At 64.1% G+C, this 16,375-nt stretch carries 14 protein-coding genes; 12 read left to right on the top strand and 2 right to left on the bottom strand.

Annotated features, from left to right (window positions below; translation table 11 throughout):
* From ilvB to AC1D00_RS04080, 10 genes are all read left to right on the top strand, one after another.
* The coding region (gene ilvB, locus AC1D00_RS04125) for a biosynthetic-type acetolactate synthase large subunit (protein ID WP_477009765.1) at nucleotides 1-1,335 on the top strand (1,335 nt) is incomplete at its 5' end.
* A 4-nt stretch (nucleotides 1,336-1,339) separates the two neighbouring features.
* A complete protein-coding gene (locus tag AC1D00_RS04120; protein ID WP_404553766.1) occupies nucleotides 1,340-2,293 on the top strand; it encodes a threonine dehydratase in 954 nt (317 codons plus the stop codon).
* 151 nt (nucleotides 2,294-2,444) lie between these two features.
* Nucleotides 2,445-2,987, top strand: a complete 543-nt coding sequence (ilvN, locus tag AC1D00_RS04115) for an acetolactate synthase small subunit (protein ID WP_011089241.1) — start codon at nucleotides 2,445-2,447, stop codon at nucleotides 2,985-2,987.
* A gap of 3 nt (nucleotides 2,988-2,990) precedes the next feature.
* On the top strand, nucleotides 2,991-3,686 hold the full coding sequence (locus AC1D00_RS04110; protein WP_027544760.1) for a class I SAM-dependent methyltransferase: 696 nt from the start codon (nucleotides 2,991-2,993) through the stop codon (nucleotides 3,684-3,686).
* Between the two features lie 49 nt (nucleotides 3,687-3,735).
* Entirely contained in the window at nucleotides 3,736-4,611 is an 876-nt protein-coding gene (locus AC1D00_RS04105; protein ID WP_135175929.1) for an EamA family transporter, read from the top strand.
* Nucleotides 4,612-4,618: 7 nt separating this feature from the next.
* Nucleotides 4,619-5,221, top strand: coding sequence for a LysE family translocator (locus AC1D00_RS04100; RefSeq protein ID WP_477009764.1), 603 nt, complete (start codon nucleotides 4,619-4,621; stop codon nucleotides 5,219-5,221).
* A 132-nt stretch (nucleotides 5,222-5,353) separates the two neighbouring features.
* The gene (gene ilvC / locus AC1D00_RS04095) at nucleotides 5,354-6,373 is read left to right on the top strand and encodes a ketol-acid reductoisomerase (protein ID WP_027544763.1); all 1,020 of its coding nucleotides are present in this window, start codon (nucleotides 5,354-5,356) and stop codon (nucleotides 6,371-6,373) included.
* Nucleotides 6,374-6,729: 356 nt separating this feature from the next.
* Nucleotides 6,730-10,113 (top strand): bifunctional diguanylate cyclase/phosphodiesterase, encoded by a 3,384-nt coding sequence (locus tag AC1D00_RS04090; RefSeq protein ID WP_477009763.1) that lies wholly within the window; start codon nucleotides 6,730-6,732, stop codon nucleotides 10,111-10,113.
* Between the two features lie 52 nt (nucleotides 10,114-10,165).
* The gene (locus AC1D00_RS04085; RefSeq protein WP_477009762.1) at nucleotides 10,166-11,266 is read left to right on the top strand and encodes a DUF2336 domain-containing protein; all 1,101 of its coding nucleotides are present in this window, start codon (nucleotides 10,166-10,168) and stop codon (nucleotides 11,264-11,266) included.
* 405 nt (nucleotides 11,267-11,671) lie between these two features.
* A complete protein-coding gene (locus tag AC1D00_RS04080) occupies nucleotides 11,672-12,523 on the top strand; it encodes an SDR family oxidoreductase (RefSeq protein WP_477009761.1) in 852 nt (283 codons plus the stop codon).
* A 9-nt stretch (nucleotides 12,524-12,532) separates the two neighbouring features.
* On the opposite strand, the gene AC1D00_RS04075 is transcribed toward AC1D00_RS04080, so the two are convergent.
* Entirely contained in the window at nucleotides 12,533-13,153 is a 621-nt protein-coding gene (locus AC1D00_RS04075) for a hypothetical protein (protein WP_477009760.1), read from the bottom strand.
* Nucleotides 13,154-13,340: 187 nt separating this feature from the next.
* On the opposite strand from AC1D00_RS04075, the gene AC1D00_RS04070 reads away from it, so the two are divergent.
* Together AC1D00_RS04070 and AC1D00_RS04065 are read left to right on the top strand one after the other, a co-directional pair.
* Nucleotides 13,341-13,910, top strand: a complete 570-nt coding sequence (locus AC1D00_RS04070; RefSeq protein WP_477009759.1) for a TetR/AcrR family transcriptional regulator — start codon at nucleotides 13,341-13,343, stop codon at nucleotides 13,908-13,910.
* Between the two features lie 198 nt (nucleotides 13,911-14,108).
* Nucleotides 14,109-15,821, top strand: a complete 1,713-nt coding sequence (locus AC1D00_RS04065) for a sulfatase-like hydrolase/transferase (RefSeq protein WP_135175935.1) — start codon at nucleotides 14,109-14,111, stop codon at nucleotides 15,819-15,821.
* A 155-nt stretch (nucleotides 15,822-15,976) separates the two neighbouring features.
* Here AC1D00_RS04065 and AC1D00_RS04060 read toward each other — a convergent pair.
* A partial coding sequence (locus tag AC1D00_RS04060) for a glycine betaine ABC transporter substrate-binding protein (RefSeq protein WP_477009758.1) occupies nucleotides 15,977-16,375 on the bottom strand: 399 nt, incomplete at its 5' end.

Raw genomic sequence — 16,375 nt, 5'->3', positions numbered from 1 at the left:
GTGCTGCACGAAGCGTTCTACGTTGCGACCACGGGCCGTCCGGGCCCGGTGCTGGTCGACGTGCCCAAGGACGTGCAGTTCGCGACCGGCACCTATCAYCCGCCGCGCAAGTCCGACGTGCACCGCTCCTACGCGCCGCGCGTGAAGGGTGATGCGACGCAGATCCGCAAGGCCGTCTCGCTGCTCGCGAACGCCAAGCGTCCCGTGATCTACAGCGGCGRCGGCGTGATCAATTCCGGCCCTGAAGCGACCAAGCTGCTGCGCGAGCTGGTCGAGGTCACCGGTTTTCCGATCACCTCCACGCTGATGGGCCTCGGCGCGTACCCGGCGTCGGGCAAGAACTGGCTCGGCATGCTCGGCATGCACGGCACCTATGAGGCCAACATGACGATGCATGATTGCGACGTCATGCTGTGCGTCGGCGCGCGCTTCGACGACCGCATCACCGGCCGTGTCGATGCGTTCTCGCCGGGCTCGAAGAAGATCCACATCGACATCGACCCGTCATCGATCAACAAGAACATCCGGGTCGACGTGCCGATCATCGGCGATTGCGGCAACATCCTCGGCGACATCCTCCAGGTGTTCAAGGCGGAGTCGAAGAAGCCCGACATCAAGGCGTGGTGGCAGCAGATCGCGCAGTGGCGCGCCCGCAACTCGCTCTATTACAGGAAGAGCAACGACGTCATCCTGCCGCAGCACGCGATCCAGAGTCTGTTCGAGGCGACGCGGGGCCGGGATACCTACATCACGACCGAGGTCGGCCAGCACCAGATGTGGGCGGCGCAGTTCTACGGCTTCGAGGAGCCGCATCGCTGGATGACGTCAGGCGGGCTCGGCACCATGGGCTACGGCCTGCCCGCGGCGGTCGGCGTGCAGGTGGCGCACCCGGACAGCCTCGTCATCGACATCGCCGGCGATGCCTCGGTGCAGATGACGATCCAGGAGATGTCGACGGCGGTCCAGTACGAACTGCCGATCAAGATCTTCATCCTCAACAACCAGTACATGGGCATGGTGCGGCAGTGGCAGCAGCTGCTGCACGGCAACCGCCTGTCGCACTCCTACTCGGAGGCGCTGCCGGATTTCGTCAAGCTCGCGGAAGCCTATGGCGGCGTCGGCATCCAGGTGCACAAGCCTTCAGATCTCGACGGCGCCATCCAGGAGATGATCTCGGTCAAGCGTCCGGTGCTGTTCGACTGCCGCGTCGCGGCGCTCGAAAACTGCTTCCCGATGATCCCCTCCGGCAAGGCGCACAACGAGATGCTGTTGCCGGAGCAGGCGAACGACGAGGCGACGGCCAAGGCGTTCGCGGGCGGCAAGGCGCTGGTGTGACGTCATGTTCGACCTGACGGAACTCGAGCGTGCACACGACATCGTGCGGCAGGCGGTGCCGGCCACGCCGGCGCATGCCTGGCCGCTGCTCGCTGAGCGCCTCGGCACCGACGTTGTCGTCAAGCACGAAAACCACACGCCGATCGGGGCCTTCAAGGTGCGCGGCGGTCTCGTCTATCTCGATCGGCTCAAGCGTGAGCGGCCGAAGACGCCGGGCATCATCTCGGCGACGCGCGGCAATCACGGCCAGAGCCTCGCGTTCGCCGCGAGCCGCCACGGCGTGCCCGCCGTGATCTACGTGCCCCGCGGCAACTCGGTCGAGAAGAACCGCGCCATGAAGGCGTTCGGCGCCGAGCTCGTCGAGCATGGCGAGGACTTTCAGGCGGCCGCGGAAGAGGCCCAGCGGCGCGCCCAATTTACCGGCTTGCACATGGTGCCGTCGTTCCATCCGGATCTCGTGCTCGGCGTCGCCACCTATGCGCTCGAACTGTTCCGGACGGCGCCAGATCTCGATGTTCTCTATGTGCCGATCGGGCAGGGCTCCGGAATCTCCGGCTGCATCATGGCACGCGACCTCCTGGGCCTGAAGACCGAGGTCGTCGGCGTGCAGTCGACCGAAGCGCCGTCCTATGCGCTGTCGTTCTCGGCCGGCAAGATCGTGACCACCGAGACCAGCAACACGCTTGCCGACGGCATGGCGACGCGCATTCCCGACGCGGACGCGCTGGCCCTGATCCGCAAGGGCGCCTCGCGCATCGTGCAGGTGAGCGACGACGAGGTCGCCGCGGCGATCCGCGCCTACTGGACCGACACGCACAATCTCGCCGAAGGCGCCGGTGCCGCCGCGCTCGCTGCGGCCCTTCAGGAAAAGACAAAACTGTCAGGCAAGCGCGTCGGTCTCGTGCTGTCCGGCGGCAATATCGATTTCGATCTGTTCAAGCGATGGGTGGTCGCATGATTGCGCGAGCGCTCGCCAATTGCACCACCGTCATCGTCCGGCTTGACCGGACGATCCAGTACGCCGCGGCAGATGTGAGACTCACTATGCCGGTGACTGCTGGATGCCCCGCCTTCGCGGGGCATGACAAGAAAGAATAGAGGGGACGACAATGAACCAGCCCGCATCCGCCTATTTCATCGAGGATCGCCACGATCCCAACGAGACGCATACGCTTTCGGTGCTCGTGCAGAACGAGCCCGGCGTGCTCGCGCGCGTCATCGGCCTGTTCTCCGGGCGCGGCTACAACATCGAGAGCCTCACGGTCTCGGAGACCGAGGCGCAGAAGCATCTGTCGCGCATCACCATCGTCACCACCGGCACGCCGATGGTGATCGAGCAGATCAAGCACCAGCTCGACCGCATGATCCCGGTCTACCGCGTCGTCGACATGACCCAGACCAAGCGCTCGATCGAGCGCGAGCTCGCGATGGTGAAGGTGCGTGGGCAGGGCGAGCACCGGGTCGAGGCGCTCAGGCTGGCGGATGCGTTCCGCGCCCGCGTGATCGACGCCACCACCGAGAGCTTTGTGTTCGAGATCACAGGCAATACGGACAAGATCAATCAATATATCGATCTGATGCGCCCGCTCGGCCTTGTCGAGGTGTCGCGCACGGGCGTTGCCGCGATCGGCCGCGGGCCTGAAGGGATGTGAACCATGCTGGCGCGCGACTGGTACTACAATGAGCGGAACCGGATGGGCATCGAGCCCGCGGTGGCGTCGATCTACGACAGCCACGACGATGCCGATCTGCGGGCGCGCGCCGCCCTGAAAATGCTCGGTGTCCAGCGCGGCTGGCGCATCGCCGACATCGGCTGCGGAAACGGCGTGCTCGCCACCGAAGCTGCGCTGATGGGCGCCGAGGTCGACGCCATCGACATTTCGCCCGCGATGCTGGCGCTCGCCGAGATCTATGCGCGCGACCGCAAGGCGCCCGTGCGCACGCAATCGGCCGGCCTGCTCAGCTTCGCCTACCGGCCGGAATCCTACGATCTGATCGTCAGCGAGTTCACGCTGCATCATCTGCCTGATTTCTGGAAAGTGGTGGCGATGTCGCGGATCTTTCGCGCGCTGAAGCCGGGGGCGAGCTTCTATCTGCGCGACATCGTTTATGCCTCGATGCCCGACGCGGTCGAGCGCGACGTCGAGCAGTGGGCAGAATTCCAGATCAAGAACCACGATTTCTCCCGCGAGGGCGTGGTCACGCATATGCGCGACGAATATTCCACCTTCGGCTGGGTGATGGAGCGGATGCTGACCGACGTCGGCTTCACGCTGGTCTCGGCCGACTATCACGCGCCGATGCACGGCACTTATCTGCTGCGGAAACCGAAAGCCGGCGAGCAAGGCTAGACCAGAACAAGAAACAGGGCTGCACGACAGGGCAGAACCGGAAACAACAATGAAGCCGGCCGACATCCTCATCGCCCTCCTGGTGGCGATCATCTGGGGGCTTGCCTTCGTGGCGAGCCGGATCGCACTCGACGAGTTTTCGCCGGAGCTGATGACGGCGATGCGCTTCACCATTGCCGCGGTGCCGTGCCTGTTCATTCCCAAGCCGAAGGTCGCCTGGTCGCTGCTGATCGCGATCAGCTTCACGCTGTTTCTCGGCCAGTTCCTGAGCCAGGCCTATGGCATCGCCCATGGCGTGCCGGTGGGGCTGACCTCCGTCGTCGTGCAGAGTCAGGCGCTGTTCACGATCGGCTTTGCCGCGATCGCCTTCGGCGAGCGGCCGACGCCGATGCAGACCCTCGGCATCGTCATCGCCGCAGCCGGGCTGCTGATGATCTGCGGCACCGTCGGCTACGATTTCAGCGTGGGTGCCTTCGCGGTGCTGATGATCGCGCCGGTCAGCTTTGCCGTCGGAAACATTCTGCTGCGCGGCGCGCGCGGCGTGCCGATGTTCGACCTGTTTGCCTGGCTTTGTCTCGCCACTGCGGTCCCGTTGCTCGCCCTCTCGCTCGTCGTCAACGGGCCGGCGCCGACCTTCCAGTCCCTGATCCACATGTCGCTGACCGGTCTCGTCTGCCTGCTGATGATCGGCGCCATCTCCACCAGCATCGCCTATTGGCTGTGGGGCCGGCTGCTGCGTGACTATCCCGCTGCCCAAGTGGTGCCGTTCGCTCTGCTGGTGCCGTTCGTCGGCTCGGCCGCCTCCAGCATCGTGTTCGGCGAACGCTTCGGACCCCTGAGGCTCGCCGGCATGCTGACCGTGATCGGCGGTATCGCGGTGATGGTGCTGGCGAAGCGCCCGCAAGTCCTGCCGAAGATCGCGTGAGGTGAATATGGCTTACTCGCTGTTCTATGCCTTCCTCGCCTTCATGGTGGTGATGTACTTCACCCCCGGGCCGAACAACATCATGCTGCTGGCGTCGGGCCTGACCTATGGCTTCCGGCGCACCATCCCCCACATCGCCGGCATCGTCATCGGCTTTGCCTTCATGGTCGCCGCGGTGGGCCTCGGGCTAGGGACCGTGTTCCTGGCCTATCCGATCCTCCAGACCATCCTGAAATATGCCGGTGCGGTCTACCTCGTCTATCTTGCTGCCGTGATCGCCATGTCCGGCCCGACCACGCCGGACGGCGAGAGCGGCCGCGGCCCGATGACCTTCTGGGGTGCGGCCATGTTCCAGTGGATCAACGCCAAGGGCTGGGTGATCGTGATCGGCACCATCACCGCCTATGCGGCGATTGCCCAGTTTCCCGTCAACATCGCGATCCAGACCCTGATCAGCCTGCTCGTCGGCACGGTCTCAACCGTGGTCTGGGCCCTGTTCGGGACTGCGCTGCGGCCGGTCCTGACCTCCGAGCGGCTGGTCCGGGCTTTCAACGTCGTGATGGCACTCCTGCTGCTCGCCWCCCTCTACCCCGTTTTCATGGATGCATGATGTCGCGGATTTCCATGCAGAAACGGGTTTCCCTAGGGGCTGAAAATGCTCTAGACAGCCCCCGAAATCCGCAAATTTCACCCTTCGGACACTGAGCTTTGGCCGATTCTGGCCCTGAATGAGGAAACGACTATGCGTGTTTATTACGATCGCGACGCCGACCTGAACCTGATCAAGGGCAAGAAGGTCGTCATCGTCGGCTATGGCAGCCAGGGCCACGCCCACGCGCTGAACCTGAAGGATTCCGGCGTCAAGGAAGTCGCCATTGCGCTGCGCAAGGGCTCGGCCTCGGCGAAGAAGGCGGAAGCCGCCGGCTTCAAGGTGATGGAAGTCGCCGAAGCCGCCAAATGGGCCGACCTCGTCATGATGCTGACCCCGGACGAGCTCCAGGGCGACATCTACCGCGAGCACCTGCACGACAACATGAAGAAGGGCGCCGCCCTCGTCTTCGCGCACGGCCTCAACGTCCACTTCAACCTTCTCGACCCGCGCGCCGACCTCGACGTGCTGATGATCGCGCCGAAGGGCCCCGGCCATACCGTGCGCTCGGAGTATCAGCGCGGCGGCGGCGTGCCCTGCCTGATCGCGATCGCCAAGGACGTCTCGGGCAACGCCCATGACCTCGGCCTGTCCTACGCCTCCGCCATCGGTGGCGGCCGCGCCGGCATCATCGAGACCACCTTCAAGGAAGAGTGCGAGACCGACCTGTTCGGCGAGCAGGTCGTGCTTTGCGGCGGCCTGGTCGAGCTGATCAAGGGCGGCTACGAGACGCTGGTCGAAGCCGGCTACGCCCCGGAGATGGCCTATTTCGAGTGCCTGCACGAAGTGAAGCTGATCGTCGACCTGATCTATGAAGGCGGCATCGCCAACATGAACTACTCGATCTCCAACACCGCCGAGTATGGCGAATACGTCACCGGTCCGCGCATCGTCACCGCCGAGACCAAGGCCGAGATGAAGCGCGTTCTCGCCGACATCCAGGGCGGCAAGTTCGCCCGCGACTGGATGCTCGAGAACAAGGTCAACCAGACCTCGTTCAAGGCGACGCGCGCCAAGCTCGCCCAGCATCCGATCGAGGAAGTCGGCGCCAAACTGCGCGACATGATGCCCTGGATCAAGAAGGGCGCGCTGGTCGACAAGAGCAAGAACTAAGCACCGTCATTCCGGGGGCGCGACGAAATCGCGCCCCCGGACCTCGATCCTTGTTCATGAGTTTCCCGGGTTTGCACGGACGCCAGCCCTGGGAATGACGCGGGGAGGCGATGTCCGCCTCGCGCCGGTGTGAGCTCGCTGATCGTGCGCGCCGCCCCCCGTGTCGCGCGAAGCTCRGGCCCAAACCGGCTTCGGTTTTACAGCAGCATCGGCTGTTTTTTTGCRCCCCCAAGTATTAGGACACCATTACTGACCTGATTTCCGTACGACTACGGGATCGAATTGCGATGGGCAGATCAACCAAATCTTAGCGCGGCCGGGCGAGGGTGAGCTATTGCTCGTACCACAGATGGACAATGCTGAACGCTTGGCGAAGGCTGGCCGGATCGCCGGGATCGTCCGTCACGATCCTGGGCGTCGTGTTTTCGCTCGTTGTCGTCGCTCTGTTCCTCGTTGATCTGGGCATCCGCTATCGAGATGCAGTCGGATCTGCGAAAACCGACGCGCTCAATCTCTCGGCCATTCTGGCCGAGCATGCCGCGGTGACGTTCGAAGACATCGATCGCGTGCTGCTTGAGGCGCAGGCGATCCGCAAGGACGCTTTGTCCGGAAAATACGCCGATCCCGGCGCGGCCAATATCGCGCTACGTCAACTGGTCAGGAGCTCGTCGATTCTCGTCGCGGTCGGCTGGACCGATGCGTCCGGCGCTGTCGTTGCGCATTCCTATGATCACGCGCTGCCGCGCAGCAACATCTCCGACATGTCGCACTTCATCGCGCAACGCGACGGCGCCGGTACCGGACTGTTCGTTGCGCCACCCTATCGCTCGGCGGGCGGCGACAAATGGTTCAGTGCGGCGTCACGCCGGTTGAACAACTCGGATGGGAGCTTTGCCGGCATCGTTACTGCGCCGCTGGATCARTCCTTTCTGCTGAAGATCTATCGCAAGATCGACCTGGGCCCGGACGGCTCGGTGGTCCTGCTCCATCGCACCGGACGGGTCCTCGCGCGCGTACCGGAACAGAAGGATGTCCTGGGCAAGTCGGTCGCCGGCGGCCCGCTGTTTACCAAGTATCTGCCGGTCTCCGAGGTGGGCTCATACGAGCTCACGAGCCCCATCGATGGCGTCGCGCGCATTGCTGGCTACAAGGCCGTGCCCGGCCTGCCGTTGGTCATGGTCGTGACCTACACGCGCAGTTACGCGTTGCAGCCATGGTACCGCCATCTCTACACCTTCGGCCCGCTGGCCGCCGCGATCGTCACCATTATTCTGATCGGCACATTCCTGCTGCGGCGGCAAACGAATGCGCTTGCTGCTGCGAGTGCCCGGTTCGATGCCGCGTTGAGCAACATGCCGCATGGGCTCAGCATGTTTGACGCCGACGAGAGGCTATTGGTCGCCAACAGCCGTTACCGCGAGATGTACGATCTCACGGAGGCGCAGGTCGAACCTGGAACGCTTCTCAGCAGCATCGTCGGCCACTACAAGGCGACGGGAGCCGACCTCGATGCGGAGGAATTCCTCGAGGGGGCAAAGCACCGGGCGCAACGAATCTTCACGCTTGGCAACGGCCGGATCATCTCGATCCTGCGCACGCCCATGGCCGACGGCGGTTGGGTCGCGACCCATCAGGACATCACCGAGAGGCGGCGAGACGAGATCCTGCTGGCCGAAAATGCCGCCGAGCTGAAGCTCATCAACACGCGGTTCGATGTCGCAATCAGCAACATGCATCAGGGTCTGTGCCTGTTTGATGCCGACAAGAACCTGGTCGTCTCCAACAGCCGCTATCAGCAGATGTACGATCTGCCGGATGAGCTGGTGCGGCCAGGCACGCCGCTGCAACGGATATTGCAATATTATGCGGATCGCGGCGAAACGAGCTCCCTGACGGTCGACCAGCATGTCCAGCTCATGCCGACCCAGCGGCAGCAGGACTACGCGTTGAAAGACCAGCGCCAGATCCTGATCCAGCGCAAGCCGCTGCCGGATGGTGGCTGGGTCGCGACCCACGAAGACGTCACCGAGCAAAAGCGCGGCGAGCAGATGCTGGCCCAGAAGGCAGCGGAGCTGGAGGCGATCAATACGCGCTTCGATGCGGCCCTCAACAACATGTCCCAGGGGCTCTGCATGTTCGATGCGGACCAGAGGATCGTGGTCTCAAACGCGCGCTATGCCGAAATTTATCATCTGGGCGGCGATCAGATCGGGCCAGGTACTTCGCTGGCGCAGATTCTCGAATATCGCCGCGAAAAAGGGACGTATTTTGCCGACGTCGCGCCGGACGTCTATCTCAGCCAGAACGTGAAGCAGCTGAGCGAGATCCGGGAACTCGCCGACGGCAGGGTGGTCGCGATTGCGCGCCACATGATGCAGGATGGCGGCTGGCTCACGACCCACGAGGATATTACCGATCGAGCGAGAAACGAGAAGCGTATCGCCTATCTGGCGCAGCACGATCTGCTCACGGGTCTTGCGAACCGCGCCGTGTTCTCCGAAAAGCTCGACGATGCTGCAAAGCGGTCGCAGCGTCATGGCACGACATTCACCGTGCTGATGCTGGATCTCGACAGGTTCAAGGCCGTCAACGATACGCTCGGTCACGCCGCGGGCGACCAGCTGCTCGTCGAGGTGGCGCGGCGGCTGAGTTCATCGTTGCGGGATACCGATGTGCTGGCGCGGCTCGGCGGCGACGAATTCGCGATCATCCAGGAGAACGAAAAAAATCAGAGCGAGGGCGCGATTGCTCTCGCTCTGAGGATCATCGGCCTGATCGAGCAACCCTTCGATCTTGGCGGCCATCGCGTCAGCGTCGGCACCAGCGTCGGCATCGCCTTCGCGCCGGAGCACGGCGCCGACGCCGAGACGTTGCTGCAGAAGGCGGATGTCGCGCTCTACGTGACGAAATCTGCGGGCCGAAACGATTTCCGCATCTTCCAGCCCGAAATGACGCAGGCTGCCGACACACAGAAGTCGATGGAAGGCGAACTGCGGGAAGCGATGGCCCGCAACGAGTTCGAGCTGCACTACCAGCCGGTGATCGACGCCAGGACGCGCACGATGACGGGGCTGGAATGTTTCGTGCGCTGGCATCACCCGTCGAAGGGCGTGCTGGCGCCTTTGCAGTTCCTTGATGTCGCCGAGCAGGCCGGACTGATGGTGCCGCTGGGTGAATGGATATTGCGACAGGCCTGCCTGGACGCGGCTGCCTGGCCGGCGCACATCAGGGTCGCCGTCAACGTGAGCGCCGCCCAGTTCCACAGGAGCAACGTGCTCGACGTCGTCCTGTGCGCGCTGGTCGAGTCGGGGTTGTCGCCGGAGCGCCTTGAGCTCGAAATACCGGACGTTGCGCTCCTGGAGGGGAATCTGCCGGCTCACCTGCTCACGGTCCGGCAACTGAAGAACCTTGGCGTCGGCGTCGTCCTCGACAATTGCGGCGTGGGTTATTCCGCGGGGAGCTACCTCCAGAGCTTCCCGTTCGACAAGCTCAAGATCGACCGGACGATCGCTCAGGGCTGCGCAACGCGAAAGGACTGCGCGGCGGTCGTCGCCTCTGCCGTCGCATTGGCGCGCGGTCTCGACGTCGCCACGGTCGCCAAGGGGGTCGAGACCCCTGCGCAATTCGAGGCCCTTCGAGCGGCGGGAGTGGACTTCGTCCAGGGGTATCTGTTCGGGCGACCCGTGCCGAACTCCGAAGTCAGTTTCGATATGCCGTTGCCGGCACAAAACGTCGCGTGATCTCATGACCTCCGTCGGAACACAGTCAACTCAACCCCCAAAGTCGAGAGAGATGAATTTGGAGACCGGCCTGATCGATCAACTCGAGATCGCGCTGGCGAGCCCGGAGCTGTCGAAGCGCGCCGAACTCCTGCGCCAGGTCGCCGATCTCTTCGTGCTCGGCTCGGGCAAGTTCACCGACGAGCAGGTCGATCTGTTCGATGAGGTGATGAGCACGCTCCTCAAGGATATCGAATGCGCCGCCCGGGCGACCTTCGGGAGCCGGCTTTCCAGATTGCCTGACGCGCCGCGCAGGACGATCCGCTTGCTGGCGTTTGACGACGCGCCAGAGGTGGCGGCGCCGGTCCTGGAGCACTCGCCACAGCTCGACGAGGCGAGCTTGGCGGAGAACGCGCGGACCAAGAGCCAGGATCACCTGCTGGCCATCGCCGGCCGCAGCCGGTTGACGGAGCCCGTCACCGACGTCCTGGTCGAGCGCGGCAACAGCGACGTTGCGATGCGGACAGCCGGTAACGGTGGGGCCAGGTTCTCGGTCCAGGGAATGTCCAGGCTCACCAGCCGGGCCCGGGATAATGGCGCGCTCGCCATGTGCATCTGGGCTCGCCCCGATATCCCGCGCGAGAGCTTGCTGAAATTGTTCGCCCATGCGTCCGAGATGGTGAGGCGCAAGCTGGAGGCGGCCGATCCGCGCCAGGCGGCGCTGATCCGGAGTGCCATTGCGGAGAGCTCCGATGAGCTTCAGACGACGGCGCGGGCAGGCTCGAGCGAGCATGCCCGCGCGTTGGCCGAGGTGAGCTCCCTGCATTCGAGCGGGCAACTGGACGAGGCACGGGTGCTCGGCTTCATCGGCGAGCGAAGCTTCGACAAGACCGCCGTCGCGCTGTCGCTCATGAGCAATCTGCCGATCGGAGCGATCGAGCGCGCGCTGGTTCGTTCTGAGCCCGAGCAGATTCTCATTCTCGCGAAGGCCATCGGTCTGTCCTGGGACACGACGAAGGCGATCTTGACGTTTCAGCCTGGTCCGGCCCATGAGGGGAAGGAGCGATTGGACGAATGCTTTGCGAGCTTCCTCCGGTTGAAGCCAAATACCGCGAAGGCTGCGCTCCAATTCTACCGGCTCCGCGAGCGGGCGGGGCAGGGGCCTGTCCACTAGCGCAAGCAAACCAATCATTAAGCGCTCGTCCGGTATATTCGAACCGCGATGAGGTGGACGTCTCGCCGTTTGCATCTCCTCTCAAGCTTTGTTGCTTCATTCAAACTCTTCGATGTTTGAAGCCTGCGCTCAAGACGAAGAATTGACGCTTAAAGCACATTCTTGGTCTCGCATCGTTTCTCCTGCGTTTCTTCCAGCGTTCAAACCGCAAAATCCTAGCGCCTTCAGGGCCAAAGATTCGGCTCTTCATCCGCATTCTGATCGCGCGCTGATCCTTGCAGCGCGACGTTCGCGTGCCACTTCTTCTTAAGAATCGACACCTGCTGCGCCTGCTTGAGAGTTGAGCGGCATTGCGCCCCAGCGCCCTTCCTCCTACATGATTGCGGGAACTTGAGGGGGAAACACATGCGATCTGTCGTCGTCACCGGCGCGTCCACGGGCATTGGCTGGGCCATTGCTAAATTCCTGGTCGGGCGCGGCTATCGTGTGTTCGGCAGCGTCCGCAAGCAGGCCGACGCCGACCGGCTCAAGGGTGAGTTCGGCACCAACTTCACGCCGCTTTTGTTCGACGTCACCGACGAGGCAGCAGTCTTCGCTGCTGCGCGAAAAGTCCGCGAGGCGCTGGGCGGCGAGACGCTGGCGGGTCTCGTCAACAATGCCGGCGTTGCCGTCGCTGGCCCCGTGCTCGAAATGTCGGCGGATGATTTCCGCCGCCAGATGGACATCAACGTCATCGGCCCGGTGATCTCGACGCAGGCGTTCGGGCCGCTGCTTGGCGCAGATCCGTCGCTGAAGGGGCCGAAGGGGCGGATCGTGATGATCAGCTCGGTCGCAGGCAAGAACGGCAATCCGTTGTCGGCGCCTTACTGCACCTCCAAGCACGCCATCGAGGGCCTCTCCGAGAGCCTGCGCCGCGAGCTGATGCTGTTCGGCATCGATGTCATCATCGTCGCCCCCGGCGCGGTGAAGACGCCGATCTGGAGCAAGGCCGAGCAGTTCGATATGTCGGTCTATCAGAACTCGCCCTATCTCCCGGCGCTCAACAAGGCCATGGCGTTCATGATGAAGCTCGGTGAGACCGGGCTGCCGGCCGAGCGGATCGCCGAAGTCGTCTTCGAGGCGCTCACGGCTGCAAAGCCCAAGGTTCGCTACCAGATCGCGCCCGACCAGATGCGGCACTTCATGACGGCCACACTGCCCAAGCGAGCCGTCGACCGCATTATCGCCAAGCGGCTCGGGCTACTGCCGCAGAGCTGAACCGGCCGCTCAGCCCGCCACGGCCGTCCGTCCGCGTGGATGGGCGGCCATCGTGATCAGCCGCAGCGCCATCACGGCGAGCAGGGGGACGAGGAACGCGGCATAGAGCGGCATCGCCGGCACGCGCTTGCCGAACGACACCATGAACTGGAACCAGAGGTAGTAACCGCCCACAAGGTGCAGCGTGCGCCAGGCGCGCGGCCCGATCAGCGCGGCGGTGCGGTCGAAGGAGGTCGCGCTCATCGCGATGATGAAGGCATAGCCGATGCCGCCGAAGATGTACGAGGCGGCGGAGGTCGCTTCCGCAAAGCCGGCCGGATCCATGTTGGCGAACGTGACGATCGCAACCGCGTGGATGGCATGAGAGGCCGCAAAGCTCAAGCCCAGATAGCGGCGGTTGCGGCGCTGCCAGCGCGTCCATGCGTTAGGCCAGAGCCGCGCCAGCGCCGCGGCGCCAAAGGCGAGGCAGAACAGCGTGAGCGAGCTGCGCGCCGTGAAGCGGATCACCATCCGCACGCCCTCGACCTCGAACTGCCGCATCGAGGCGATCCACAGGCTGAGGACGACCAGGGTGAGGGTGAGGGCAGCCAGCAGCCGCCAGCCTTCGAGCCAGCCTTGACGTTGTGACATGGTGGTCTCCTCCGTTATGTAATCATCGATTACATTTGGAGTCGACTTGTCCGTCAATGGTGTAATCGCTGCTTACATTCACTTTCGAGTGATGCTAGAAGGCCGAATGCCCGCCCGTCAGACCTCCAGGCCGCGCGCCCGCCAAACACCCAAAGCCCGGTCGTACCACCACGGCGACCTCCGCCGCGTGTTGATCGATGCCGCACTGCAACTGGCGGCTGAAGGGGCCGAGGTCTCCGTGCGCGAGGCCGCGCGCCGGGCCGCGGTATCGCCGGGGGCGCCGTTCCGGCACTTCCCCAACCGCGATGCCCTGATGGCGGCGGTGGCCGGCGAGGCTCAGCGGCGCTTTCGTGCCGAGATCGAGCTGGCGATGGGCGAGGCTCCGGTCGCCGATCCGCTCGGGCGTTTCCGCGCCTTCGGCCTCGCCTATCTGCGCTGGGCGATGCGCAATCCCGCGCACTTCGAGATCATCTCGACGGGGCGCTATTTCGCCCATGGCAGCTCCGCGGAGCTGACGCGCGACAATGCCGAACTGATTGCCCTGACGGAGCGAATACTGGCCGAGGCGGCGGAGCAGGGCCTGCTGCGGCCGGCCGACCTCAAGCGGATCCAGATCGCCGGCCGCGCGCTGGTCTACGGCTTTGCCCGGATGAATCTCGATGGCCACTTTCCGCGCTGGGGCGTGGAGGAGGGTGAGATCGAGCGGATGGCGGAAGGGGTCATCGACCTGTTCATCGCCGGGATCGCCAAGCCCTAGGGTTGCTTGCCGCGCGACACATTCGCCCGCCGCTAAGATTAAGAAGGTTGGATCGCGGGCGCGCGTTGCCTGTCCTTGACTGTTCCGTTACAGTTTTATGACACGGTGCAGGCTTCCGGCTGCGCCGGATGCCCTAGCCGCCTTCGGGCCGGCCGGACGGCTAGGATCATCGCGCCGGACCAGCAGTTGCGTGTGTCGATGGCGTCCGCGCCCAATCCAGGTCCTTCTGCCACGACTGCCGTGCTGGCGAGCGTCGCTGCGCTCGGCATCTGGCGGCTGCTCGCGGTCGCCGCGCCGCATCTCGCGGCGCTCGCGCTGATGTACGAGACCGAGACCGATTTCGGCTCGCGCCTCTCCTTCGCGCTCGCCTGGGGCATCCTCAATTTCTTCTGGATCACGCTGCTGCGCCGGCCGGCGCTGTCAGGCGCGCTGTCGCTGACCATGGTCGTCGTGCTGGTGCTGCTGTCGCGGCTGAAGCACGACGTCGTGCAGATGACGGTGAACTTCATCGACCTGATGATGATCGACCGCGACACCGTCGCGTTCCTGTTCACAATCTTCCCGAATTTGCGCTGGTCGGTGATCCTGGCCGGTCTCGTCACGCTGCCGCTGATGTACGCGCTGTGGTGGCTCGATCCGTTCCGCATCCGCCGCCTGCCGGCGCTCGCCTGCAAGCTCGCTTGTCTTGCCGCGCTGGTCGGCTATTCGCTCTATCACCCGGATGAGGCCTGGCGCGGCTATTACGACGACGGCTATCTGTCGAAGTTCTTCCGCTCCGGCGTCAGCGCGGTGTCCGACTTCGCGCAGTACGGCTTCATGGAATCGGCCGCCTCGACCAATGAGCGGCTCAACATGCCGCTGGTTGACGCCTGCCATCCCGCGGGCCGCCGGCCGAACATCATCATGATCCATGATGAATCGAGCTTCGACATCCGCGCCGCGCAGGGCATCAAGGTGCCACAGGGTTATGGCAACCACTTCAAGTCGTGGGACGGCAAGCAGCGCACGTTTATGGCCGAGAGCAATGGCGGGCCGAGCTGGTTCACCGAATACAACGTGCTCGCCGGCCTCTCCTCGCGCTCGTTCGGGCGCTTCGCGTATTTCGTGACGCGCATCGCGACAGGCCGCGTCGAGCGCGGCCTGCCGCTGGCGCTGCGCCGCTGCGGCTACGACACCCTGTCGCTCTATCCCGCCTATGGCGGCTTCATGGGCGCGCGCAGCTTCCAGATGACGACCGGCGTCGAGCGCTTCCTCGATTCGAAGGATCTCGGCGCCAAGGACGTCGAACCGGATTCGTTCTTCTACGACAAGGCACTCCGGCTGATGGGCGAGCGGACGCCGAACAAGCCGCTGTTCACCTTCGTCTATCTCGGCGCCAATCATTTCCCCTGGGAGACGCGCTTCCGTCCCGATTTGCTGCCGAACTGGCGCGCGCCCGGCAATGTGGCTTCCATCGACGAATATCTGCGCCGGCAGGCGATGAGCGCCGAGCAGTACAAGGCTTTCGTCGCCGGCCTCAAGAAGACCTTTCCCGGCGAGCCTTTCCTGATCGTGCGCTATGGCGATCACCAGCCCGAGTTTGCGCCGAACCTGCTCGAGCCCGGGCTCGACGAGGGCGCGCTCGGCAAGAAACTCGACGCCTACGATCCGCGTCTCTACGCGACCTACTACGCGATCGACGCCGTCAATTTCGAGCCGGTGAAGAGCGAGGCCGTGATGGACACGATCGACGGCGCGTATCTGCCGCTGGTGATCCAGGAAGCCGCCGGCATCCCGCTCGACCCGTCCTTCGCCGAGCAGAAAGACATCATGCTCCGCTGCAAGGGCATCTTCTACGGTTGCAAGGACGGCGCCGAAGCGCGGCGCCTGAACCGGCTGCTGATCAATGCGGGGATGATTCGGGGGCTGTAGCCTCACGCGTTTTGCGAGGACGGTGCCTTGGTGCGTCGATGCCTCCCCAGATCGTAGGGTGGGCAAAGCGAAGCGTGCCCACCATCCCGTTGCGCGTGTCGAGAGACGGTGGGCACGGCGCTTACGCGCCTTTGCCCACCCTACGAAATCCGGGTCTACGGTTTGCCAACCTTCTCCCACAGCCACTTCGCCACCACATCCGGCGACGAATTCGCATCGTTACCGGCCGCGCGCAAATTCGCCTCGCGCATAGTGGTGATGTCGATCTTCCCCAGCAACGGTTTCAGCGCCTCCTGCAACCGTGTGTCGCCTGCGCGTTTCGGTGCGAGCAGCAGAATCGCATCGTAGGGCGGGATCGCCTGCCTGGGATCATCGAGCGCAACGAGCTCGTATTTCGCGATCAGCCCGTCGCTGGTGTAGCCGGCGATGACATCGACCTCGCCGCTGGCGACCGCTGCATACATGAAGTCCGGCTGCATCTGGCGCTGGGCGCGGAATTGAAGGCCGTAGGCCTTTTGCAGCGCAGCCCATTCGGGCCGCGAGAAGAACTCGTA

This window comes from Bradyrhizobium sp. P2_E8, assembly GCF_056403875.1.
The sequence above is the reverse complement of the archived record's forward strand: the minus strand, read 5'-3'. Positions and strand labels throughout refer to the sequence as shown.